The sequence below is a fragment of the Bifidobacterium moukalabense DSM 27321 genome (genome assembly GCF_000522505.1).
GTDB lineage: Bacteria > Actinomycetota > Actinomycetes > Actinomycetales > Bifidobacteriaceae > Bifidobacterium > Bifidobacterium moukalabense.
The window spans coordinates 39,971-62,490 of the sequence record NZ_AZMV01000004.1 but is presented as its reverse complement, the minus strand read 5'-3'; the positions used below and the strand labels follow the sequence as shown (position 1 = coordinate 62,490).

Genomic DNA, 22,520 nt, shown 5'->3' with positions numbered 1-22,520 from the left:
GAACGAAGATGGAACATGGCAGGACACGTCGCCCACATATGTGAAGGAGCATCAGATTGACGAATTCGACGATCATGCAACGGCGGGAACCCGTGATCTGGTTCGAGGGCACGCTCATGAGGGAACCCCAGAGCGTGGGGGACGGACTCACATGGCTGCTCGAAACGCTGCCCGCCGTGAAAGGTCCCACGGGAAAGATCACCATCCGCGCCCGCGGCGGGGACCATACCGCCAACATCCGCCGGAACGCGCGCAAGGGAACCCGCCTGATCATCAAAGGCGTGGCGGGTGACGAAGGCTCGGGCATCGACATCGACGCCATCAGCCTCGCGTTCGGCCCCAGCCACGACGACCGCGACCGGTCCACGGCCGAGGAGGCCACTGGCCGATGAGCCGCATCATCGTGAGCCCCGTGAAACCCACGGAGGACGACATGGCGGTCTGGATCGACGCCGACCGCCACACCGGCAGGCTCATGACCCGGCTCATGGGCGACGGCGAGCCGATCTGCATCGACCTGACCGGCGACGGGCTGACCATCATCGCGCCTCTCCCCCGAACCACGGTCCGCGACACGGCTCCCACCGACGGCGCAACGCCATCCCCATCCGTTCCGAAGGACGCTCATGAGGGGACGATCGGCGACAGGGCGACGCTGATAAGCGCATTCAAAAGAAAGCTCAGGGACAATCTCGACCGGGCGGGCATGCCGTCCGCCGGGACGATAGGAAAAGAGTGCACGCAATGAAACGCATCAGGGGCATCATCATCAGGACGCTGACCATCCTCGCCGGCTTCTGGCTCGCCGACCTGGCCGCCGCACGCATCCAGGCAGGCATCGCCGCCGGACGGACGGCCCAACAGATCATGGATGACATGACGGCCATGCCGCGTCACCCGCTCATGCTCGGCTTCGACCGCACCAGCCTGCTATGCGGCCTCGCGGGAGCCGTGGCCGCGGGACTGTTCCTCCTCTACCGGTGGAGCATGGGCCAGCGCAACTGGCGCGATGGCGAGGAATACGGTTCGGCCCGCTGGTCCAAGCCGGAGGAGATGGCACCGTACACCGACGGCGACACCAGCGAAAACCTGCAGATGACGCGCACCGAGGGATTGAGCCTGGACACCCGGGCCACCCGCCGCAACCTCAACACGACCGTGCTCGGCGGCTCCGGTTCCGGCAAGACCGCCACACACGTCATCCCCAACATCCTCAAGGCCAACATGGACTACGCCTGCACCGACCCCAAAGGCGAACTCTACGGCATGACGCATGAGACGCTGCGGCGGCAAGGATACGAGGTACGCAAGCTCGACCTGGTGGACCTGACATGCGAGACCAGGTTCAACCCGATGCAATACATCGACCCCGCCAAACCCGACGTGTCGATCATGCGCCTGGTCACCAACATCATGGACAACACCAGCGGAACGGTCCGGAAGGAACACCGGACCGATGATTTCTGGGCCAAAAGCGAGCGAAGCCTGCTGACCGCGCTCATCGCGTTCGTCCACTACCTGCCCGACGACATCCTCCGGGACTGCCTGCACATCGACGCCGGCCAGACCCTCAACGCCGTGGCCGACCTGCGCGACCTGCTCGAAGCCAGCGAACAGGACGAGACCAGGGAAAGCCCCGTGGACGCGGTGGCCAGGACCGCCATGGAAATCTACGAGGAGACCCGCAGATCATGGCAGGACGAAACCTCCGACCACGACGATCCGGACCTTCGGGAGGCATGGCGGCTCGCACAGGGACTGTGCTTCGCCGCCCGCCAATACCGGCCCTTCACCCAGGGTGCGGGAGAAACCAAGAAAAGCATCATCATCAGCCTGGGCGTACGTCTCGCCCCGCTGACCGTCGGCGCGGTCAGGGAGATCCTCTCCGGCGACGACATCGGCATCGACCGTATCGGCGGCTACCGGGACGAGCACGCCGGCGGCTACCGTCATCCCGCCGGCAGGATCGCGATATTCCTCGCCCTGCCCGACGAGGACCCGACCTTCAACTTCCTGGCCGCGATCTTCTACCAGTGCCTGTTCGACAGCATCATCCGCCGCTGCCGCACCTATCCCGGCGAACGGCTCGCCACCCCGCTGCACTGCTTCCTCGACGAGTTCGCCAACGTCGGCCGCATCCCGAACTTCGACAGGCTCGTCGCCACGATCCGCTCCCGCCGGGTCAGCGTCAGCGTCATCCTGCAGACCATCGCCCAGCTCAAGGCCATGTACCGGGACTCCTGGGAGACCATCGTCGGCAACTGCGATTCGGTGCTCTTCCTCGGCGGCAACGAACAGTCCGCCACCGAATGGCTCAGCAAACTCCTCGGCAAGGAGACCATCGACCTGCGCACCACCAGCGACAGCAAGGGAGTATCCGGCAGCCACACCATCAACTACCAGCGCGCCGGCCGCGAGCTGCTCACCCCCCGACGAGCTCACCCAGCTCGACAACGACATGTGCATCTACGTACTGCGCGGACTGCACCCCTTCCTCAGCCGCAAGGCATGGCCCGGCACCGCCATCCCCAAACCGAAATCGACCCTCAGACACTCCAAGGGCCGGAAATCACCTCATGCACGATGATGCGATTACGGCCCTGTCGATTCTCACTTCGCGCTCTCCGCGCTCCGCGGGGCGGTGTCGCCGAGGGTCGTGTACGCGCCTTCGAGCGGCCCGTTGATGCCGGTGCACAGCCAGCCGGCGTCCGCATCCCACCGCCAGGTGAGCGTCCATGGGGATTCGAGGCCGGTGTGCACGCTGCATACCGCCGAGGAGCCGTCCCCCGTGTTCAGGGCGCCGGCGTATTGCACGTCGGGTTGTGCCGCGATCCGGTCGGCGGGGATGTTCAGGCCCTGCGCGTCGCCCGTGAAGTAGAGTTTGAGGAGTCCGGCACGGCCTTTCCCATGGCTGGTGTAGGCCTTCACGGCCTTGGGCGCGAGCGTTTCGCACACCTCCCGCGCGGCCGGATGCGCGGCCGCGGCCGATGATGCGGAGGTCCTTCCCCCGCCCGGCTCCGTGACGGATCGGTCCATGCCCGTACCGGCGGGTTTCATGAGGATGAACGTGAGGTCCACCGCCACCAGGAGGATGATGGCGGTGATCATGGCCGTGACGGTGAGCCTGTTGCGCCGGTGCTCGTCCATTGTCCTTTCCTTCCTAGTGGATGAAGCTGATGCCGTTTCCCATGGCGGCCAGGCTCTGCGCGGTGATGGTCTCGGTGACCACGCTCATCCAGCCGCGGCCGGATTGGCTGATCAGGATCGACCCGTCGGCATTGACGGTCTCCACGACCGCGACATGCCCGTAGGACGGGTCCGACCCGTGCACGCCGGGCTCGAAGCAGATCACGTCCCCCGCCTGCGGGCTGTCGGATACGGGATAGCCGAAACGGCGGGCGGAATCGTTCCAGTCGCCGCCGTTGCCCATGTACCCGTCGACGGGTTTGCCGATCTGCTTGCGGCGTACGGAAGCCCACCACGTGCATTGGAACACCTGGTAGGTGGTGTCGGTGGCCGGGATGCCCATGGCCGCGATGTCCACGTGATAGTTGTCCGACTGCATGACCAGGGGCTTGTCGAGAGTGCCCGCGGTACCGCCGGACGTGCCGTTGCCGTCGGTGTATTTGGCGATCAGGGCGAGGATGCGGGTCACATAGTTCCTGGTCTCGGTGAACGGTGGGATGCCGCCATACTTCGTGACGTTGCCCAGGCCGGCGTTGTAGGCCGCGATGGTCAGCTGCAGGCCGTCGCCGCTGATCCGTCCGGCCGCCTTCAACGATTCGACCTGGCCGGCCAGCCCGCACATGTAGTTGCCTTCGGACCAGATCTGATCGTGGGGGTTGTTGATGTCGGCCTTGCCGTCGCCGTCGCCGTCCTTGCCGCTCGATGCCCATGTGGATGGCATGAACTGTGCGATGCCGGTGGCCCCCACGGAACTCACCGCGTTCGGGTTCCATCCGGATTCCGCCTCGATCTGCGCGGCGATCACGGGCGGGGTGATCAGATCGCAGATCGAGCCGGCGCGGATCACGTCGGACTCGTATTCGCCCGGCACGCCCTTGACGCCCGTGGACGCGCTGGCGGTACCCGCCATGAACACGCCGAGGACGGACACGAGCACGACCACCACCGTCAGGATCGCGACGAGCAACGGGATGAGGGGCAGGCTGACCGCACCCATGATGGACATGATCTTGGCCGCTATCACACGGATGACGCGCGCCATGGCCCTTGCGGCGCGGACCGACGCGTTCACGGCGCTCTTCGCGCCGCGGACGGCCTTCACGGGGGCGCGCCGGTGCCGCCAGATGAACCTGGCGGACGAACTGACGCCCCTGACGCCCCTACGGCTCGCCTTGAACGCCAGGTCGCGCGCGGTGTTGCCGGCCTTGGACGCGATATCGTCGTCGCCGGCGGTCAGGCGGGCGTTGGCCTCGCCCACCCAGCCCAGACCGGTCGAACCAAGGGCCTTGGCCTTGCCCGCAACCTTGCCCAGGCCTTTGCCGATATGTCGGCCGATGCCGAGGCTCGCCTTGCCCTTGGCCGCATATCCGGTGATCCGCTCGGATGGTTTCACGTCCTTGACGAGCATGGGCCCGCCCGCATTCCCACCGGAAGCGGCCCCGCCGCGGCGGGCGGCTTTTTCCGCTTTCCTGGCCCGCTTGAGACCGGTCCTGTACGCGGCGACCATTTCACGTTTGCCGTGGGTCATGTGTCGGCTCGCGCCGGCCGCCACACCGCCCACGCCGTGCCTGGCGGCGTTCGCTCCGGACACCATGGCACGGGCGGCGAGCTCGGCGGCGGTATGGCCCGCCGTGTCGGCGATGTCCGACCGGTCCGCGCCGCCGTTCCACGCGTTCGATACGGCTCCCGCCGCCGTATGGGAGATCCGTTGCACACCCGGACGGCGTGCGTGCGTCCTGGACATCGAGCCTACCTCCTGTCATCGAAGCTGGTGGAATACAGGTTGTACAGGAGCCCGCCGGACGGGATCCGCCCGTCGAACGGCACATAGGCGTTGCCGATCTTCATCAGCCCCTGGCCGGGCATCACGCCGGTGAAGTACTGGCGCTGCTCCTCGGAGAGCTTCAACAGTTCGCACAACGAGTCGGCGTCGCTGCCGTTCTGGCTCAGCAGCATCAGGAAGTCGGAATTGGACAGCATCATGCTGGCGTCCTGGTCCAGGAGCAGCTCATCGATGTTCTGCGTGATGCCGGTCACGCCGAGACCATACTTGCGCGCCCTCTTGTAGATGTCCTTGAACTGGCCGGCCGAGTACTGGTTGCCGAAGAACCGGTGGAACTCGTCGATGTACAGCCAGGTGCGCCGGCCCGCGGCACGGTTGCGGATCACCCGGTTCCACACCTGATCGATGACGACCATCATCCCGAACGTACGCAGTTCGCCGGTCAGCCCGGACACGTCGAACACGGTGAGCCTGTTGGACAGGTTCACGTTGGTCTGCCCGTTGAATCCCGACAGGGAGCCGGAGGTGTAGCTGTCGAGCGCGACCGCGAGCTCGTGGCCCGCCGGTTCGCCGCTGCCGTCCAATGTCCTGCGCAGATCCTGCAGCGTGGGCTGCCAGGATCCCGCACCCGTGTCACGGTACGCGACATACAGGCTCAATGCGGCACGGTCGACGAGGCTTTTCTCGACCGGGTCCAGACCCTCGTTGCCGCCGATCAGGCTGCCGATCATGCTCACCACGTTGTTGGTCTTCTGCTTGACGGGATCGCCGTCGCCGGTCTCGTCCAACACGATGTCCAACGGGTTGATGCGCGCGCCGGAGCCGGCGCTGATCGGGATGATCTGACCGCCGAACGCCTGCGCGAGGGGCAGGTATTCGCGTTCCGGGTCGATGACGATCACCTCGTCGTCGCGGTTGAGGAACATGCCGGCGATCTCCTGCTTGACGGTGAAGGATTTGCCGCCGCCGGACGTGCCGAGCACGAACCCGTTGGAGTTCATGTGGCTGCGCCGGTCGGCCAGGATCGGATTGCCGGACCGCGCGTTCGACCCGTAGAACAGTCCGTGCGGCTCGAACACCTCCTGCGTGGTGAACGGGATCAGGATCGCCGCGGAATTGGTGGTCAGGGTCCGTGTCATGGGCAGCGGGTTGGCGCCCAGGGGCAGTTCGGCGGTCAGCCCTTCGAGCTGCATGAATTTGAGACTTTCGGCCTTGCATGAGTGGGCGTTGACCTTGGCGCGCACGTTCCTGCACGTGAGTTCCAGCTCCTCCTCGCTCGCCGCGCTCACGCCGATCACGATGATCGAGTCCACGAGACGCTGGTTGGTCTGGCGCAGTTCGTCCCTCAACTGGCCGAGCTGTTCCTGCTGGTCCGCGAGATCGTCGGGCAGGTCGTCGGGGTCGAGTCCCTGCTTGCGGTTCCTGCGCCGCTGGTCCATGATCTGCATCTTGATCTCGGCGTTCTTACGGCGCACGCGGGTCATGCTGTCGCCGCGGTCCATGGGAGCGAGGTGGATGCTCACATCGACGCGCGCCCTCAGACCGGTCAGGTCGTTGACCAGCTGGTCCGACAGTTCCGGGGGCAGGGACGACACCCACATGGTACGGTGCAGGAAGGAGGAATCCATGGATTCGACGTCGAGCCGGTCGGGTTTCCTCGCGTCGATGCTCCACGGGCATACGAGGTCCTTCGTGTCGGGCTGGCCGGGCTGGTGGGCGAACCGGCGTTCATCGAACGTGAAGGACTCCCCCGGCCTCAACACCTCGGCCATGAGCCGAAGCCGGTGGGCCCGGTCGAGGCGTATGGCGGCGCATTCGTCGATGTTGCGCAACTGGGCCACGAGGTTGTTGCACAACGCGTTCAACGTGGCGCAGGCGGCCTGCCGGTCGTTCTCCGTGATGGTCACGGTCATGATCTTGATCGTGCTCGTGTCGCGGCTGACCGACTCCAGCTTGCCTTCGGCGAGCCGGTTGTAGTCCCGACGGTACTCGTCGAGCCCGTCGCCGTGCTCGTCCATCATCACGTCGGCCAGGATCTCGCGCACGCCGCGGCTGCGCGTGTAGGAGGCGATCTGCACGCTCTGGCCGGCGTCGAAGCTGTTGATCACCCTGGCCCACTTGTCGATGATCTCCATCTGATGAGCCTCCGGGCTGAGTTGGTAGTTGATGTCCCTGAACGCGATGCTCGCGCTCCACCGGTCGCCGCCAAGGTGGGCGATGCCGTTGCGCAGCATGGAATCGTAGCCGATGAGCTGTTTGACGCCTTTCGGCCTGCGCGCCGTTCTCCTCCTGCGGGAGTCCTTCGTGTCGGACCGGTCCCTGGCCTTCATCGGGAGCATGGTCATCTTTGTCACCTTTCCTTGATCGACGGTCTGCCGGCGGTCCTGAAGGGACGGGAGGGCCCGTCCAGCGTGTAGATCTCGCGGGTCACGTAATGCCGCCACACATATTTCAGGTATTTCTCGGGCATGAGCCCCTTGGGGCGGGCCCACCCCCATGCGGCGATGGGCAGGCCTGGCGGGAAGATCAGGTACATGCACAGGTTCGGATCCCATCCCAGGCCGAGCCACATGCCCAGGTAGCCTCCCCCGCATACGACGGCCAGGACGATGGCGGCGAGGCACTGCCGCCAGCTCATGCCCATGAAGACCTTCGATTCGATGGTGCTGATCTCACGGTAGACGGGCATCTGCAAAGCCATGATCGGTGTTCCTTTCTTCTTTATTCGCCGCCGAAGAGTCGTTTGGCGGCGCTGTTGGACGCCATGACGATGCCGATCAGCATCACGCTTGCCAGGAGCAGGCCCGTGAAGTTGCTCAGGACCCAGCCCGACAGGCTGTCGCCGTCATGGAAGGACTGCGGGGCGGCAACCGATCCGACGAACGCGCGGTACAGGACGATCGCCAGGTAAAGGGTCGCGCATTGGAACACCGCGCTTGCATACTGTTTGAAGTAGTTTATGCCCCACTGCCGGGTCTCCTCCTGCGCGATGAAAGCGATGGGCAGGGGGTTGAACGCGGTCAGCAGGTAGATCTGCACGAAACGCAGGAGGACCACGACGGTCACGACGATGGTCGCGCCCTTGGAGACGAGGAACGGGATGATCAGCAGGATCAGGCATGGGATCTGCCCGAACGCTCCGGCCGACTCGATGGCGCTCCTCATGCTGTCGCCCAAGCCCGCGCCGGCCGCCGTCCCGGTGGTGGGGGCCGCGGTGTGGATGCCGCTCATCACGGACCGTCCGATCTCGTCGATGGCCTTGAGCATGAGCTCGCAATGCTGGGCCGCGGTGAACACCAGGACGAGTTTGAACATCGCCATGGCGATGAGCTTCACGCCGAGCTCACGATCCCCGTCGGCCCTGGTGCTGACCCTGGCGATCTCCAGCACGCACATGATCGCCAGGACCGTGCTCGCCACCGGTTTGACGGCGGTGCGGGCGACCGACAGGCTCAGCCCATACATTTCGGAGCTGTACTGGGCGGGCGTCTTGAGCAGTTGGGCGATGATGTCGTCGCCCACGCCCGACCCGATGGCGTTGAGGATGCCGACGATGAAATCGACCATGAGTGACGGTCCTTGCCTAGACGATGCTGGAGAACAGGGCGGCCGCGGCGATGATCAGACCGCCGCCGACGACCTGCCACACGCCCGCCTGGGTCGCCGGGCCGTTCTGGTCCTTCAGGCCGCCGGCAAGGATGATGACGCCCCACACGGCCCACAGGCCGCCGCCGATGATCGCGAACTGGCTGAACAGGGACAATGCGCTGTTCACCAGGTTGCCGCTGTTCTCCGCGAGGGTGACGGACTGGGCGAGGAGCATGTTCCCGGCCCACGCGGCGAGGATGATGGTCTCGGACATGGTGTTTCCTTTCAATGGTTTTCCGATGACATGTCCACGGTATGGCCGCGCGGAACGGCGTGGTTTGGACATCCGGAGCGAGGGAACGGGCCCTTTTTTCAGGAGGCGAGGATGATGCATGCGAAGACCACGGCGAGGATCAGGAACAGTGCCGCGCGGCACCGCGTTCACCATGGCATGCGGCGAGTCGAGCAGGTCGGCGAGTTCCTGATCCTGACCGAGATCGTTCATCGTTTTCCCTTCCTTCATTGCCGGGACAGGTAGGAGGCCAATGCGTCCTCCATCACTTCCTGGATACGCATGTCGTGTTCGGCGGCGTAGGTCCTGAGCCTGCGCCGGGTCTCCGCCCGCAGGCTCACGCTGGTCTTCACCCACATGCCGCCGTCCCCGGCACTCCGTTCCTTCGGTTTTTCGGTATTCCGGTTTTTCGGTGTTCCGGTATTGAGCAGGGCGGTCAGGTCGCGCGCTCGGGGCGTCAGGGCCATGTTCCTCATCGGATGGCCTCCCCCATGAGCTGTTTGATCTCGCCCGCCGCGTCACGGTATTCGTGCAGTCCGGCGCCGTGCGGGCGGGTCGGTTTGGCATTGAGGATGTCCTGGCGTTTGCGGATCAGGGCGTCGAAGCGGGCCCGGCGTTCCCGGTCGATCCATTCCAGGGCCTCGCGCAGTGCAAGGGTGTTGGCTTCGGTACGGCACAGCAGTATGGCGTTCGGGATGCCCCTCATGGTACATAGGTCCTGCACGCCGGCGGCCTGGTCGAGGTCGATGCGGCTGGGACCCGATGGGATGACCACGAAGTCGGCGGCCCTCAGCGCCTCGTCCAGGGCACGCCCGTAGGGCGCGGCGTCGATGAGGATCCAGCTTACGGCCTCGCCGCCGAGTCCGGCGGCGGCATCGCGCAGATGGGTGAGGTCGGCGGGACTGGCGCTGAGCACGTCGAACGGCAACGGCTCCCCCAGTTCGCCGGCACGGTACCACCAGTCCTTCACGTCGCCCTGCACGTCCGCGTCGGCCACCAGTACGCGCTGTTCGCCCCGGGCCTGGTCCGCGAGGGCGCAGGCCAGGAACACGGCCGACGTGGTCTTCATGCTGCCGCCCTTGCCGTTCGCCAACGCGATCACCGCCGGCCCGTCGTTCTTCCTCTCGATCATGTGCATTCCTTTCGGTCACCCGGTAATTCGGCATCCCGGTTTTTCGGTATTTCGGTATATGCCGTGGCCCTTTACCTTCCGGGCCAGTGGCGGGCCGGTCAGAAAAGGACTCCCTGGACCATGCCCGTGGGTATGGGTTGCGTGCGCCGGCGTTCCGGCGGCACCGGCGGGATGTCGGGGCGGGCCACGCGTGAGCGCTGCCGGCGTTTGGCCTGCCGCCAGTAGCCCGCGCCGACCAGCCTCATGCGGCGCGGCCAGTCGGGATGGACGGCCAGCCAGTCATGGATCCGCTGCCGGTCGAGCCGATGCAGGCCATTGACGCCGATGCCGAGGTCGGCGCCGATCAGCCTGGCCAACGCCCACCGGCCGGTGTAGTCGAGGCCGCCGTACACGCTCCCGTCCTTCCACCCGTTGACGAGGGCCCGGCTGATGCAGTCGAGCCGTAAGGGGCATGCGGCGCACAGTTCCCGGCCCTTGCGGCGCATGTCGCGGTCGATCAGCTCATCGCCGTCGGGCCCGCACGTGGTGTTCCACATGCGGTCGGCCATGCCGGGATCCCGATCGGCGATTCTGGCGCAGGGCGGGGTGATGCCGACGCCGGTCATGATCGCACCCCCTGGGATTCCGGCCGCTCCGTCCAGGTCCGTCCGAGCTCGGTGACGGCCTGGATCGCCCGGCCGTGGCCGAGACCGGCGTTACGCCAGTAGGCGGCCTGCAGTCGCCAGAGCAGGTCGGCGTCGCCGGTCAGCTGCGGATTGCGCAGCACGAAATCCGAGAATCCGGCCGCCGAGCATTCATCCCTCGGCCCCGTTCCCGGTCCCGCCGACGAGCCGGACCCTTCCGGCGGATGCGCCGGCACGGCGGGTCCGGCCGTGAGGGTCATGTCGTCGATGAGTTCCTCCCAGCGGGCGGCGAGCTGGCGGCCGGTACGGACGCGCCTGGGCCACCAGTCGCCGTCCGCGGCGAAGCCGATCGCCTCGATCATCGCCTCGGCGGGCCGTTTCTCGCCGGCCGCGGCCAGCCGCCGATGCAGGCGGTCCAGGGCGTTGCGGTCCGCCCTGGTCGGTTCCGGCGTGGACAGGCCGAGCCTCGAACGGCGTTCCGCGAGCGAGTCCAGCACCCGGCCCACGGACGCCGCGATCCCATCGCCTCCGGACGGTCCGGCTTCGGTCGTGGGTTCGTGTGTGCCGGCGGTCGCCCCGCCTGCGGGGAGATGCCCCGTAGGGGCAGAGGGGAAACTCGGAGGGTTAGCCTGTTGGGTTAATCCTTTATAAGGCAGCACTGTACGTGGTACAGGGCTGGCACTGTACCTGGTACAGGGCTGGGTATGCACCACGTGCGGCACCGGCTCCCTCCTGGACGCTTCCGCCGATTGTGCCTGTTTTTCCAGCCCTGTACGTGGTACAGTGCTGGGAACCGGCTTGTTTCCAACGTTTTCCTCGACGAGTCCGCATGTTTCCGTATTACGGGGCACGATCCCGGCCGCGGGATCCTTCCCGCCCATGGTGGAGGGATCACGCTCCGACCGGTGGGTCTCCTCGATCCACACCAGCGTGGCGGGATCGGATTCCACCGCCAGATCCCACACGATCTGGCAGTATTGGGGCAGACGGTCCCTGCCCCTCGTGCCGATGCGCGCGTAGCGTTGGTCGCCCTTGCGGATGAAGCCACGCTCCTGCAACAGGCGCAGGCTCTTGCGCACCGATGATTCGCTGAACTCGGTGACGGCGACGATGGTGTCGATCTTCGGGAACGCGGCGGTGCCGTCGTCGGAGGCACGGTCCGCGAGATAGACGAGCACGGCCTTGGCGGGAGCGTTGCCCACATGGCACCTGTACGCCCAGGATAATGCGATGTTGCTCATCTTCCCCTCCCATCACGCCGGCGCCCCTCATGGCCCTGCATGGCCATGTCGTCACCCATGCGGGCGGCCCTGCACAGGGCGAACACCATCAGCCCATCAAACGCGACTAGCACAATCAGCAGCCAATTCACGGCCGCCTCCCTTCCATCGACGGATGCGCCATCATCGCCGCCATACGGGCGGCGGCCTCATCCCGGCGGGCGGCATCGCCCACCGCATCCTCACGCCCGCTCCCCCCATGTCCAAACCGGGATGCGCGTATCACGGCTACCGTTGGACACGGAGCAAGACATACGGGATGACCTGATAAAGTCGTTCATGCGTGATCACTACTCCAGACAATGCATTGAGCGGCCACGGACCGGGATCCGGCAGGATACGGGACCCGCGGCCACTCGGAATATTGGTTGCACCGCCCGTCCCCGACGCTCCGACATCGGGAACGGGGCATTTTCTTTTATCGGTTGCGGAGAAAGAGAATTTCAAATGGGATCAGACCATCGCACCACCTCCCCCGGCATCGGAGACGGAATCAAGAATCCGCTGCGCCGTGCGGCACGAGTTCAGCGTGTAGATCCGCTCATACCAGTCGGCTGGCCCGTGCGCGACGAGGCGGAGGCACAGGAGGTCTGGTCGTTCCTGTCCGAAGAAATCGAGCATCGCTGGAACGGCTCGATCCCAGATCCCCTCGTCGAGGACGACGGCACGCTCAGGCCGACCCTGATCGGGCTGTGGTCCGAGGGCCGCCTTATAGGCGGTGCCTTCGTCCGACCAGCGATAGAGGAGGCAGCCGGATTCGCCGCCAACGGTTGGGAGAATGCCGCACAGGTGGTCCGAGAGCGGGTATGCGTCACCGAGGCCATCGCCGTGAGAAGGGAATGCCGGGGCAAAGGCATCGGACTCCAGATCAAGGGATACTGCGACGCCTGGGCGCGTGAGCACCACGCGCTGCTCATGCTCAGCATCCCCACCAACGATGGTGCGAGACACCTCAACGAGAAAGCGGGCCATACAGTCCTCGACACGGACGTCAGCATGGTGCTTCAGTTCACATGCGACGGGAAGCCCGTCACCGGCGGCGTCACGTTCCACAGGGAACAGACCGAGGGATACTCCGCCTGGGCGTTCAAGGTACTCGCGAAAACGCATGGCGCGGCCCTGCGCGTCGGTCAATGTCCGCACCCCGCCGTCGAAGCATCCACCGAAGACCACAACAGCATTATCCGGCTTGACGGCACCGGAGAGGCCCCGAAGATCGACACCATCGCATGATGCATCGGACACCGGATCGAAGGATCCGCCCGCGCCGGACCCGGCCGACAAGGCTGCCCCGTCACCAGCAGTGATGTTCATTCGGTCCTCCTTCCACGGACGGCGGCCGGTTCACGGCCGCCTCCCCTCCATCGACGGATGCGCCATCATCGTCGCCGGACACCATCCGCGGCGCAGGTATCGGATGGCCCTGCCATCCTGGCGGGCGACGTCGGCCATCAAATCTTCACAATTGTTCCCCCGCGTCCAAACCCGGACGTGAAAATCCCGGATACACTCGGATGGTGCGGGGCAAGACATACGGGAGGGCTTGATAGAGTCGTTCATGTGTGATCACTACTCCAGACAATGATTGGACGGCGCGCGACGGGAATCCTGGTAAAGACTCAGGCGCACGACGTTCGGGTTATTGATTGCACCGTCCGGTTCCGGGGTCCAGTTCGGAACCGGACATTTCTTTTTCATATCGTTCAAACGGAAAAGAAATCAAGCCATCACACCACCTCCATCGGCAGCTGATGCGGCGTGGTATCAATCACAAAGTCATAGGAAAGTCCGTAATTCTCGCGAAGCCAGACAAGATCCTCGAGACTCCATGGAACTTGACCATTGACCTTCCTGCATATACCACCGGGCGATTGATTCATCTCAGACGCAAGGAATCGATACGAGATGCGTTCCCGTTTCAACCATTCCTTCATGGTTATGTTTTCTTCTTCGTCTGTTTGTTCAATCATATTCAACACCATAGTGTTGAATTTGATTAAACGCAAGTCAATGAGATAAGCTCGTGTTGTATCTGAACAATCACATGCGAGGAATGGACAGAAATGACCTCTTCTGACGTCATGCCAAAAAATTGGCCTAGATGCAAACCAAGTCGAAAAGGCAATATCTTTCAATGTGAAGATACGGTTGGCCGCAAAGGGACTTAATCAGACCGACCTAGCGAAGTACCTCGGTGTGAAAAGATCGACAATCTCAGTGAAACTTGCAGGGAAAAGTGCTTGGTCTGTTTCCGATTTAGTCAATACCGCAAATTTCCTGGACACTACGCCCGACGAACTCATGAATGATGTATTCATGAGCGAGCTCGGCATGAAAAAGAACCAAGACCAGCAAGATATTCTTGTAAACACCGGGACACCCCGCCATCTGGTCAGGTCCGAGACCGAGGGAAACGGGACGGCCCCGGCGGGTGTCGCCCGTCCGAGGCCGTTCGCGGCGCCGGTGCCCCCGGTGGGACTCGAACCCACACTGCGCAGATTTTGAGGCTGCTTCCTCTACCAATTGGGATACAGGGGCGTGCACGTGCACACAATTATGGGACTGTAACACATGAACGCAATCTCACAAAATCTTCGGTGGTGTCGCGTGTTTTTTCGTCACGATCCATACGATCGTTCACTTCATGGAACGTATTTCGAATGCTACGTTATCGGCCGTTTTCGGCTTACAATGGCAAGTGATTGCACATCCCCTGTAAGGAGGGCACATATGAGCAATGAGACATATCGTCGCTTCGATCCTTGGCGTACCGCTCCGGTCAAGGAAGAGGTTCGCAAGCAAATCGTCGCAAGTCATTATTTCAATGTGGATCATGTCGCGTTCAATTCGTCCGAAGTCGGCCATTTCGAACGTTATCTGGTTCAAGAGAATGGCGGCGACACCGTTGGAGTACTTGCCGTCACCGAAGACGGACAGATTCCACTGGTGGAGCAATACCGTATCCCAACCCATCGTTGGACACTGGAGATTCCGGCGGGGCACGCCCTCTCCCCCGATGAGCGCCCACTGGAGGTGGCCGCACGCAAACTACGGGAGGAGGCCGGCTTCGAGGCGGAAAAATTCACCCAGTTCTCCCGTTTCATCAATACGCCGAGCTTCTCCACTCAGCATACGGCGCTGTTTCTGGCCACAGGACTGTCGCCATCCGACCGCAGCAAGCTCGGTCCGGAAACACCCCGTGCAGAGGTGCGTCTTTTCCCGTTGGATGAGGCATACGACATGGTGGTCAACGGCACGATCGTCGACGCCAAAACCATCATCGCTATTCTGCGTCTGCACTGTGGACCGGATAATCTGATCGAGGGACTGAACGAGTAGCTTCCAGTCAATGCACTACACACGTGCGATTTTTCAGAAAATCCCCAGCACATATAAGAGGGGCTTCTTCCAAGATTCCTTTGGAAGAAGCCCCTCTTATGTCAATCAGTCAGTCGACCGTTTCCGCAACTCAGTCGCACGCGCCAACGGTGTGGACATAGATGGAATCGGTACGTCCCGGCTGATGTTCGCCCTGGGCGGAGCTCAGCACGACGATCTTGTCGCCGTCGGCTACCTTACCGGCATCCTTGAGGATCTTGTCGGTGAAGATCATCAGGTCCTTGCGGGACTTGTCATGGTAATCCTCGTCGAGCAGGAAGGACTCGGTGCCCCAAGACAGGGCCAGCCAGTGGTAGGTATGCTCATTGTTGGTGATGCCATAGATCGGGGTGGCCGGACGTTCGCGGGACACGCGATGCACGGTGGAACCGGTCTGGGTGTAGGCAACGATGGCCTTGGCGTTGAGCTTGTCGGCCAGGTCGACGGCGGCGGAAGACACTGCGCCGGTGCTGGACATATCCAGGTTCTTCAGCTCCGGAATACGGTCGAAACCGTGCTCGGTGGCGAAGGCGGAGATACGGCTCATGGTGTTCACGGTAACCGCCGGGTACTTGCCGACAGCGGTCTCGTTGGAGGTCATGGTGGCGTCGGCGCCATCGAGAATAGCGTTGGCGCAGTCGGAGGCCTCCGCGCGGGTCGGAACCGGGGAGTTGACCATGGAGCCGAGAACCTCAGTGGCCACGATGACCGGCTTGGCGTACTGACGAGCGAGCTCGATGCAGCGCTTGGTGGCCAGCGGAACCTCTTCCAGCGGGCACTCGACGGCCATGTCGCCACGGGCGACCATGATGCCGTCGAAGGCCTTGACGATCTCTTCGAGGTTCTCGAGAGCCTGCGGCTTCTCGATCTTGGCAACGACCGGAATACGGCGGCCTTCCTCATCCATGATCTCGTGGGCGCGGTCGATGTCGGTGGCGAAACGAACGAAGGACATGGCAATGATGTCGGCACCGGTCTTGATGGCCCAACGCAGGTCGGCCTCATCCTTCTCGGTCAGGGCCGGCAGGGACACGGCGACGCCCGGCAGGTTGATGCCCTTATGGCTGGAAACCGGTCCGGCCACGACAACCTTGGTATGCACGTTGTTGCCCTCGACCTTGGTGACCTCGAGACGGACCTTGCCGTCGTCGATCAGAATCGGGTCGCCGGCATGGCAATCGCCCGGCAGACCCTTGAAGGTGGTGGAGGTGATATGCTCGTCGCCTTCGATGTCGTCGGTGGTGATGATGAATTCCTGGCCTTCGGTCAGCTGGACCTTGTCCTCGCCCTCGGCGTTCTTCTTGAACCAACCGCAGCGGATCTTCGGACCCTGCAGATCGACCAGTGCAGCAACGTTGCGACCGGTGGCCTTGGCGGCGGCACGAAGGTTGTTGTAGACCTTCAGATGATCTTCCGGAGTGCCGTGGGAGCGGTTCAGACGAGCGACGTCCATACCGGCTTCGACGAGGCTGGTGATGCCTTCCAGAGACTCGGTAGCGGGACCGATGGTATCTACGATCTTGGCTTTACGCATGTATGCCTGCCTATTCCTGTTTTAACTTGATTTGGATCTGACGACCCTGTTTCCAATGGCATAGTCTACTAGCAAATAGCGCTCACTTCCACCCCGGACCGAGGTGTGTTGTGAGCGCTCACATTTCTTTCGGGAGAATGAAAACCCCAGTTTTCACACTGTTCGCCGACCGGTCATCGCGCATTGGCCTCCACGGATCGCATCTTCAGCACACTGGCCAGCGCGGATCCTCCGATGGCCACGACGATCACGGCCAGAGACAGCCATGTCGGCACTTCGGGAACCCAGGAGATCGGCCTTCCACCGTTGACGAACGGCAAGGAATTGCCGTGCAGGGCCTCCATGATGAGTTTCACGCCGATGAAGCCGAGCACGATGGACAAGCCAAGCGGCAGATACACCAGTTTGTCAAGCAGCTCTCCAAGCAGGAAATACAGCTGCTGCAGTCCGAGCAGAGCGAACACGTTGGAGGTGAACACGATGAAAGGATCCTTGGTCAGTCCGAAGATGGCCGGGATCGAATCGAAGGCGAACATCACATCCGTGGTGCCGATGGTCAGGAACACGATGAGCATCGGCGTCCAATATGCAACGCCGTTCTTCACGGTGCGCAGCTTCTCACCGTCGTATTCGTCGGTGATCCTGATGACCTTGCGCAACGCACGAATCAGACCATTCTCATGATATTCCTCGTCTTCCTCCTCACCTGCGACGAGTTTGACGGCGGTGACGATGAGAAATGCGCCGAACAGGAAGAACACCCACGTGAAGCGGGAGATGATGGCCGCACCGACCAGAATGAAGCATCCGCGCAGCACGAGGGCGACGGCGATGCCGACGGACAGTACGAACTTCTGCAGTTTCTTCGGTACGGCGAAGTTCGACATGATGATGACGAACACGAACAGATTATCGATGCTTAACGAGTATTCGGTAAGCCAACCCGAATAGAACTCGATGGCCGGCTTGGCACCTGCGAAATACCACATCAACCCGCCGAAGATCAATGCCATGACCACGAAGAACGCGATATGCCGCACGCATTCCCCGGTGGATGGCACATGAGGCTTTCGACCGATCACGAACAAATCGACGACGAAGAAAACAGCGAGCACCACAAATGTGACGCACATGAAAGCAAGAGGGGTTTCAGCCATAATTCCTCATGGTACGTAAGCCACATGACCGGCCGGATATCACTTGCTGGCCTCGGTCATCTGCCGTAGTTCCTTTTTCAGGTCCTTGATTTCATCACGCAGGCGTGCCGCGAGCTCGAATTGGAGCTGCTCGGCCGCCGTATGCATCTGTTCGGAGAGCTGACGGATAAGGTCGGCGAGATCCTGCGCCGGCAGACCGGCTTTCAGTATCTCCTCATGACGCTTGTCGGATTCGTTCCTGTCGAAGGTCGGCACACCCAGGTGCGAGTTTCCCGCCTTGTCGGCATTGCGGTAGCCGGTGCCAAGCAGGGTCTGCGTATCGACGTCCTCCTTGGCGAGCATGTCGTTGACGTCGCTGATCTTCTTGATCAATGGCTTCGGATCGATGCCATGTTCCTTGTTGTAGGCGATCTGGATATCACGACGACGGTTGGTCTCATCAATGGCCTTGTGCATGGCTTCCGTTACGTCGTCGGCATACATGACCACCGTTCCGGACACGTTTCGTGCGGCACGCCCGATGGTCTGGATCAGCGAACGGTAGGAACGCAGGAATCCTTCCTTGTCGGCATCGAGAATCGCCACCAACGAGACCTCCGGCAGATCAAGGCCTTCTCGCAGCAGATTGATGCCGACGATGACGTCGATCTTGCCCTCGCGCAATTCACGCAACAGTTCGACCCGACGCAACGTATCGACGTCGGAATGCAGGTATTCGACCCTGATGCCTCGTTCCAGCAGATAGTCGGTAAGGTCTTCGGCCATCTTCTTGGTAAGCGTAGTGACGAGCGTACGTTCGTTCCTCGCCACGCGATCCTTGATTTCCGCAAGAAGATCGTCGACCTGCCCTTCCACGGGCCGCACGTCGATTTTCGGGTCGACAAGCCCGGTCGGACGGATGATCTGCTCCACCACGCCGTCGCTAAGGCCCAGTTCGTAATCACCTGGCGTTGCGGACAAATATACGGTCTGGCCGACACGCTGCAGGAACTCCGGCCATTTGAGCGGACGATTGTCCATCGCGGAGGGGAGGCGAAAACCATGCTCCACCAAGGTGCGCTTTCTACTGGCATCCCCCTCGTACATGGCGCCGATCTGGGGTACGGTGACATGCGATTCGTCGATGACCAGCAAAAAGTCGTCGGGAAAGAAATCAAGCAGGGTATGGGGCGGGGTGCCGGGTTCACGCCCATCGAAATGACGGGAGTAATTCTCCACCCCGGAACATACACCCACCTGGGTGAGCATTTCCAGATCATATGTGGTGCGCATGGTAAGGCGTTGGGCCTCGAGTTCCTTGCCTTGCCGACGCAATTCGGCCACGCGCCGATCAAGTTCCTCCTTGATGGTGGTCAGCGCACGCTCCATACGCTCGGGACCCGCCACGTAGTGCGAGGCCGGGAAGATATGCACCTGCGACTCATGATCGATCACATCACCGGTCAAAGGGTGCAGGGTGGAGATCCGATCGATCTCGTCTCCGAAGAATTCTATACGGATGGCAAGTTCCTCGTATACCGGAATGATCTCGACGGTGTCGCCGCGCACCCGGAAAGTGCCGCGAGTGAAGGCGATGTCATTGCGCTTGTACTGCATCGCCACGAATTTGCGTAACAACTCGTCACGGTCTATCTGCTGGCCTTCCTTGAGGAACAGCATACGACCGGCGTACTCCTCAGGGGTTCCCAAGCCGTAGATGCAGGAGACCGTCGCCACGACCACGCAATCACGGCGGGTCAGCAGGTTGGCGGTGGCCGCATGACGCAGCCGTTCCACATCGTCATTGATGTTGGAATCCTTTTCGATGTAGGTATCGGTCTGCGGAATATAGGCTTCGGGTTGGTAGTAGTCGTAGTAGGAGACGAAATAACTCACCGCATTATCGGGCATGAGCTCGCGAAATTCGGCGCACAGCTGTGCGGCAAGCGTCTTGTTCGGCTCGATGATGAGGGTCGGACGTTGCAGACGTTCGATCAGCCATGCGGTGGTGGCGGTTTTGCCGGTACCCGTGGCACCCATGAGCACCACATCGTTCTCACCGTTCTCGATACGGGTCGCCAGCTCCTCGATGGCCTTCGGCTGGTCACCTGACGGCCGATACGGTGACTTGACCACGAAAGGCTTGTTCACACGTTCGATTTCGAATCCCATGCCGGCTACCTCGCTTCCGAACACCACTGTGCGTACAGTCTATCAATATGTTCGAACATGTGTTCTATATTTTGCGTGGCGTCGATCACCGCATCGGCGATGGCCTCACGCTCCCGTTCGGAGGATTGGTGGCGGATGCGCGCCCGCGCCTGTTCCGCGCTCATGCCCCGGGTCATCATCATACGTCGCACGCGCACGTCCGCCGGCGCTTCGACGGTGACGATATGGTCGAAACGCATCGGCATGGCATCGATGACCTCAGCCAGCAGTGGGACATCATGCACGATCACGGCCTGCGGATCCATCGCGGTCGCCTCGCGTTCCCTGCGTAGCGCCAACTGATAGATCAACGGATGCTCGATGTCGTCAAGTCGCTTCCGCATCCCTTCCGAGACCTGATCGGAAAACACGCGTTCCGCCATCCACGTACGGTTCAACCCGCCACGCCCATCCAATGCATCGGCGCCGAAGCAATCGACGATTCGCTGCAACCCCTCACTCCCCGGAGCGACCACCTCCCGGGCGAGCTCGTCGTAATCGATAAGGAATGCACCCAAGTCACGCAGATGAGCGGCTACCGTGCTTTTGCCGGCCGCGATGCCGCCGGTCAGACCAATTCGAATCGTCACACTTGCCATTGTGCCGAGTCGAACGGACACCCATGGGGAGGTGGATGTCCTCGATTCCGCCATGCTCCGTTCAAAAACGGCGAAGGGATTTGCGGCAATACCCCGTCATAATGGTCCGGAAAGAGACTGGACAATACAGAAGTCCCGCACCTTGTCGAAGGTGCGGGACCTGACAGTCATCGGTCTAACGGTCGCCCGTCAGTACAGACCGATCACTTGCCGAGCAGCTGGTCGCGCAGAGCGGCGAGCTGGTCGGAGTCGGCGAGGGTGCCGGCGGAAGTGTTCTCGGAGGAGTAGTTGGACACCTCTTCGACCTTCTCTTCCTTCGGAGCCTGACCGTCCTCGGCTGCGGAAGCCGCGGCGTTCTCAAGTTCCTTGGCAACGAATGCCTTGTGCTGCTCCCACAGATCGTGAGCGGCGGCGTACTGGGACTCCCACTCCTCACGCTGCTTCTCGTAGCCAGCGATCCATTCGTTGGTTGCCGGGTCGAAGCCTTCCGGATACTTGTAGTTGCCCTGCTCGTCGTACTCCGCCGGCATGCCGTACAGAGCCGGATCGAAGTCCTCGGAAGCCGGATCGACGGAGTCGTTGGCCTGCTTGAGGGACAGGGAGATGCGGCGACGATCGAGATCGACGTCGATCACCTTGACGAAGACCTCCTCGCCCGGCTTGACGACGGTCTCCGGGTTCTCCACGTGGCGGTTGGCCAGCTCGGAGATATGCACGAGGCCTTCGATGCCGTCCTCGACGGAGATGAAGACACCGAACTGAACGATCTTGGTGACCTTGCCCTTGACGATCTGGCCAGGAACGTGGGTGCGGGCGAAACGCTGCCACGGATCTTCCTGGGTGGCCTTGAGGGACAGGGAGATACGTTCGCGATCGAGATCGACGTCGAGCACCTCGACGGTGACCTTGTCGCCGACCTTGACGACCTCGGACGGATGGTCGATGTGCTTCCAGGACAGCTCGGAAACGTGGATCAGGCCGTCGACACCGCCCAGATCGACGAATGCGCCGAAGTTGACGATGGAAGACACGACGCCTTCGCGAATCTGGCCCTTCTTGAGCTGGGACAGGAAGGTCTCGCGCACTTCGGACTGGGTCTCCTCAAGATACTGGCGACGGGACAGGACCACATTGTTGCGGTTCTTGTCGAGCTCGAGAATCTTGGCCTTGATCTTCTGGCCGATGTACGGGGACAGGTCGCGCACGCGACGCATTTCGACCAGCGATGCCGGCAGGAAGCCACGCAGGCCGATGTCGACGATGAGGCCGCCCTTGACGGCTTCGATGACGGTGCCTTCGACAACGCCATCGGCTTCCTTGATCTTCTCGATGTCGCCCCAGGCGCGCTCGTACTGTGCACGCTTCTTGGACAGAATCAGACGGCCTTCCTTGTCTTCCTTGGTGACGACAAGGGCCTCGATGGTGTCGCCAACCTCGACGACTTCGTCAGGATCAACGTCCTTCTTGATGGAAAGCTCACGGGAGGGGATGACGCCCTCGGTCTTGTAGCCGATGTCGAGCAGCACCTCGTCGTGATCGACCTTGACGACGGTACCTTCGACCAGATCACCATCGTCGAAGTTCTTGATGGTGGAATCGACTGCCTTGATGAAGTCCTCTTCGGTGCCGATGTCGTTGATGGCGACCTTGGTGACTTCGTTATTGTTCTCTGCCATTAATTTGGTTTCTTACAAATAGTGGATGGATAAAATCGTTCTTCAGTTATATTGTGCGCGTACAACACACGCAAAGCTTTAGTCTACATGAGACCATGCACA

Annotated in this window: 21 protein-coding genes, 1 tRNA gene and 1 pseudogene; 6 read left to right on the top strand and 17 right to left on the bottom strand. The window is 62.3% G+C overall.

From position 1 onward, the window contains the following. Positions 1–56: 56 nt before the first annotated feature. The 3 genes and pseudogenes from BMOU_RS04300 to BMOU_RS04290 all read left to right on the top strand — a co-directional run bounded on the left by BMOU_RS04300 (position 57) and on the right by BMOU_RS04290 (position 2,587). Positions 57–392 carry an aminopeptidase gene (locus BMOU_RS04300; RefSeq protein WP_235143700.1) on the top strand — a complete coding sequence of 112 codons (336 nt, stop codon included), beginning with the start codon at positions 57–59 and terminating at the stop codon, positions 390–392. Then, positions 389–748 (top strand): hypothetical protein, encoded by a 360-nt coding sequence (locus BMOU_RS10700; RefSeq protein ID WP_051428905.1) that lies wholly within the window; start codon positions 389–391, stop codon positions 746–748. The genes BMOU_RS04300 and BMOU_RS10700 overlap by 4 nt, the downstream gene beginning before the upstream one ends. Next, positions 745–2,587, top strand: a pseudogene (locus BMOU_RS04290) (VirD4-like conjugal transfer protein, CD1115 family). The gene BMOU_RS10700 and the pseudogene BMOU_RS04290 overlap by 4 nt, the downstream one beginning before the upstream one ends. Before the next feature lie 23 nt (positions 2,588–2,610). On the opposite strand, the gene BMOU_RS11745 reads toward BMOU_RS04290, so the two are convergent. The 10 genes from BMOU_RS11745 to BMOU_RS04235 all read right to left on the bottom strand — a co-directional run bounded on the left by BMOU_RS11745 (position 2,611) and on the right by BMOU_RS04235 (position 11,845). Next, entirely contained in the window at positions 2,611–3,147 is a 537-nt protein-coding gene (locus BMOU_RS11745) for a hypothetical protein (RefSeq protein WP_034875212.1), read from the bottom strand. 13 nt (positions 3,148–3,160) lie between these two features. Then, positions 3,161–4,930 (bottom strand): lytic transglycosylase domain-containing protein, encoded by a 1,770-nt coding sequence (locus BMOU_RS04280; protein ID WP_034875211.1) that lies wholly within the window; start codon positions 4,928–4,930, stop codon positions 3,161–3,163. Positions 4,931–4,935: 5 nt separating this feature from the next. Beyond that, positions 4,936–7,314 carry a VirB4-like conjugal transfer ATPase, CD1110 family gene (locus BMOU_RS04275; RefSeq protein ID WP_051428904.1) on the bottom strand — a complete coding sequence of 793 codons (2,379 nt, stop codon included), beginning with the start codon at positions 7,312–7,314 and terminating at the stop codon, positions 4,936–4,938. 5 nt (positions 7,315–7,319) lie between these two features. After that, on the bottom strand, positions 7,320–7,670 hold the full coding sequence (locus BMOU_RS04270) for a PrgI family protein (RefSeq protein WP_034875210.1): 351 nt from the start codon (positions 7,668–7,670) through the stop codon (positions 7,320–7,322). Positions 7,671–7,690: 20 nt separating this feature from the next. Beyond that, positions 7,691–8,536, bottom strand: a complete 846-nt coding sequence (locus BMOU_RS04265; protein ID WP_034875209.1) for a type IV secretion system protein — start codon at positions 8,534–8,536, stop codon at positions 7,691–7,693. Positions 8,537–8,552: 16 nt separating this feature from the next. Then, a complete protein-coding gene (locus BMOU_RS04260; RefSeq protein ID WP_051428924.1) occupies positions 8,553–8,792 on the bottom strand; it encodes a hypothetical protein in 240 nt (79 codons plus the stop codon). 284 nt (positions 8,793–9,076) lie between these two features. Continuing rightward, on the bottom strand, positions 9,077–9,325 hold the full coding sequence (locus BMOU_RS04255) for a hypothetical protein (RefSeq protein ID WP_051428903.1): 249 nt from the start codon (positions 9,323–9,325) through the stop codon (positions 9,077–9,079). Then, the gene (locus tag BMOU_RS04250) at positions 9,322–9,981 is read right to left on the bottom strand and encodes a ParA family protein (protein WP_034875208.1); all 660 of its coding nucleotides are present in this window, start codon (positions 9,979–9,981) and stop codon (positions 9,322–9,324) included. Before BMOU_RS04250 ends, BMOU_RS04255 begins: the two co-directional genes overlap by 4 nt. 98 nt (positions 9,982–10,079) lie before the next feature. Then, on the bottom strand, positions 10,080–10,586 hold the full coding sequence (locus tag BMOU_RS04245) for a WhiB family transcriptional regulator (RefSeq protein WP_034875207.1): 507 nt from the start codon (positions 10,584–10,586) through the stop codon (positions 10,080–10,082). Beyond that, positions 10,583–11,845, bottom strand: coding sequence for a helix-turn-helix domain-containing protein (locus BMOU_RS04235; RefSeq protein ID WP_051428902.1), 1,263 nt, complete (start codon positions 11,843–11,845; stop codon positions 10,583–10,585). Before BMOU_RS04235 ends, BMOU_RS04245 begins: the two co-directional genes overlap by 4 nt. A 486-nt stretch (positions 11,846–12,331) precedes the next feature. On the opposite strand from BMOU_RS04235, the gene BMOU_RS11310 reads away from it, so the two are divergent. Beyond that, a complete protein-coding gene (locus BMOU_RS11310) occupies positions 12,332–13,117 on the top strand; it encodes a GNAT family N-acetyltransferase (RefSeq protein ID WP_051428901.1) in 786 nt (261 codons plus the stop codon). 494 nt (positions 13,118–13,611) lie between these two features. On the opposite strand, the gene BMOU_RS04225 is transcribed toward BMOU_RS11310, so the two are convergent. Next, positions 13,612–13,866 (bottom strand): XRE family transcriptional regulator, encoded by a 255-nt coding sequence (locus BMOU_RS04225; RefSeq protein ID WP_235143698.1) that lies wholly within the window; start codon positions 13,864–13,866, stop codon positions 13,612–13,614. A gap of 154 nt (positions 13,867–14,020) precedes the next feature. Between BMOU_RS04225 and BMOU_RS11805 the strand changes: the two genes are divergently transcribed. Beyond that, positions 14,021–14,389 (top strand): helix-turn-helix domain-containing protein, encoded by a 369-nt coding sequence (locus BMOU_RS11805; RefSeq protein WP_412093563.1) that lies wholly within the window; start codon positions 14,021–14,023, stop codon positions 14,387–14,389. On the opposite strand, the gene BMOU_RS04215 is transcribed toward BMOU_RS11805, so the two are convergent. After that, positions 14,349–14,422 (bottom strand) — tRNA-Leu (locus BMOU_RS04215). The two genes, BMOU_RS11805 and BMOU_RS04215, sit on opposite strands and share 41 nt — an antisense overlap. 192 nt (positions 14,423–14,614) lie before the next feature. Here BMOU_RS04215 and BMOU_RS04210 point away from each other — a divergent pair. Then, entirely contained in the window at positions 14,615–15,223 is a 609-nt protein-coding gene (locus tag BMOU_RS04210) for an NUDIX domain-containing protein (protein WP_034875202.1), read from the top strand. Between the two features lie 130 nt (positions 15,224–15,353). On the opposite strand, the gene pyk is transcribed toward BMOU_RS04210, so the two are convergent. From pyk to rpsA, 5 genes are all read right to left on the bottom strand, one after another. Continuing rightward, positions 15,354–16,796, bottom strand: a complete 1,443-nt coding sequence (gene pyk / locus BMOU_RS04205) for a pyruvate kinase (RefSeq protein ID WP_034875200.1) — start codon at positions 16,794–16,796, stop codon at positions 15,354–15,356. 173 nt (positions 16,797–16,969) lie between these two features. After that, positions 16,970–17,953: a TerC/Alx family metal homeostasis membrane protein gene (locus BMOU_RS04200; RefSeq protein WP_034875199.1), complete on the bottom strand. Its 984-nt coding sequence runs from the start codon at positions 17,951–17,953 to the stop codon at positions 16,970–16,972. A gap of 39 nt (positions 17,954–17,992) precedes the next feature. After that, on the bottom strand, positions 17,993–20,104 hold the full coding sequence (gene uvrB, locus BMOU_RS04195; protein ID WP_034875196.1) for an excinuclease ABC subunit UvrB: 2,112 nt from the start codon (positions 20,102–20,104) through the stop codon (positions 17,993–17,995). Positions 20,105–20,109: 5 nt separating this feature from the next. Then, positions 20,110–20,796, bottom strand: coding sequence for a dephospho-CoA kinase (gene coaE, locus BMOU_RS04190; RefSeq protein WP_081738491.1), 687 nt, complete (start codon positions 20,794–20,796; stop codon positions 20,110–20,112). 149 nt (positions 20,797–20,945) lie between these two features. Beyond that, the gene (gene rpsA / locus BMOU_RS04185) at positions 20,946–22,418 is read right to left on the bottom strand and encodes a 30S ribosomal protein S1 (protein ID WP_034875192.1); all 1,473 of its coding nucleotides are present in this window, start codon (positions 22,416–22,418) and stop codon (positions 20,946–20,948) included. Between the last annotated feature and the right edge of the window lie 102 nt (positions 22,419–22,520).

Bases quoted from the DNA above. Each gene is read 5' to 3' on its own strand.
- rpsA (WP_034875192.1), bottom strand. From the start codon at position 22,418: ATGGCAGAGAACAATAACGAAGTCACCAAGGTCGCCATCAACGACATC.
- BMOU_RS11310 (WP_051428901.1), top strand. From the start codon at position 12,332: ATGGGATCAGACCATCGCACCACCTCCCCCGGCATCGGAGACGGAATC.
- uvrB (WP_034875196.1), bottom strand. From the start codon at position 20,104: ATGGGATTCGAAATCGAACGTGTGAACAAGCCTTTCGTGGTCAAGTCA.
- BMOU_RS04235 (WP_051428902.1), bottom strand. From the start codon at position 11,845: ATGAGCAACATCGCATTATCCTGGGCGTACAGGTGCCATGTGGGCAAC.
- BMOU_RS04255 (WP_051428903.1), bottom strand. From the start codon at position 9,325: ATGAGGAACATGGCCCTGACGCCCCGAGCGCGCGACCTGACCGCCCTG.
- BMOU_RS04280 (WP_034875211.1), bottom strand. From the start codon at position 4,930: ATGTCCAGGACGCACGCACGCCGTCCGGGTGTGCAACGGATCTCCCAT.
- BMOU_RS04245 (WP_034875207.1), bottom strand. From the start codon at position 10,586: ATGACCGGCGTCGGCATCACCCCGCCCTGCGCCAGAATCGCCGATCGG.
- BMOU_RS04200 (WP_034875199.1), bottom strand. From the start codon at position 17,953: ATGGCTGAAACCCCTCTTGCTTTCATGTGCGTCACATTTGTGGTGCTC.
- BMOU_RS11745 (WP_034875212.1), bottom strand. From the start codon at position 3,147: ATGGACGAGCACCGGCGCAACAGGCTCACCGTCACGGCCATGATCACC.
- BMOU_RS04210 (WP_034875202.1), top strand. From the start codon at position 14,615: ATGAGCAATGAGACATATCGTCGCTTCGATCCTTGGCGTACCGCTCCG.
- BMOU_RS04250 (WP_034875208.1), bottom strand. From the start codon at position 9,981: ATGATCGAGAGGAAGAACGACGGGCCGGCGGTGATCGCGTTGGCGAAC.
- BMOU_RS04265 (WP_034875209.1), bottom strand. From the start codon at position 8,536: ATGGTCGATTTCATCGTCGGCATCCTCAACGCCATCGGGTCGGGCGTG.
- pyk (WP_034875200.1), bottom strand. From the start codon at position 16,796: ATGCGTAAAGCCAAGATCGTAGATACCATCGGTCCCGCTACCGAGTCT.
- BMOU_RS04270 (WP_034875210.1), bottom strand. From the start codon at position 7,670: ATGGCTTTGCAGATGCCCGTCTACCGTGAGATCAGCACCATCGAATCG.
- BMOU_RS04260 (WP_051428924.1), bottom strand. From the start codon at position 8,792: ATGCTCCTCGCCCAGTCCGTCACCCTCGCGGAGAACAGCGGCAACCTG.
- BMOU_RS04225 (WP_235143698.1), bottom strand. From the start codon at position 13,866: ATGGTGTTGAATATGATTGAACAAACAGACGAAGAAGAAAACATAACC.
- BMOU_RS04275 (WP_051428904.1), bottom strand. From the start codon at position 7,314: ATGACCATGCTCCCGATGAAGGCCAGGGACCGGTCCGACACGAAGGAC.
- coaE (WP_081738491.1), bottom strand. From the start codon at position 20,796: ATGGCGGAATCGAGGACATCCACCTCCCCATGGGTGTCCGTTCGACTC.
- BMOU_RS10700 (WP_051428905.1), top strand. From the start codon at position 389: ATGAGCCGCATCATCGTGAGCCCCGTGAAACCCACGGAGGACGACATG.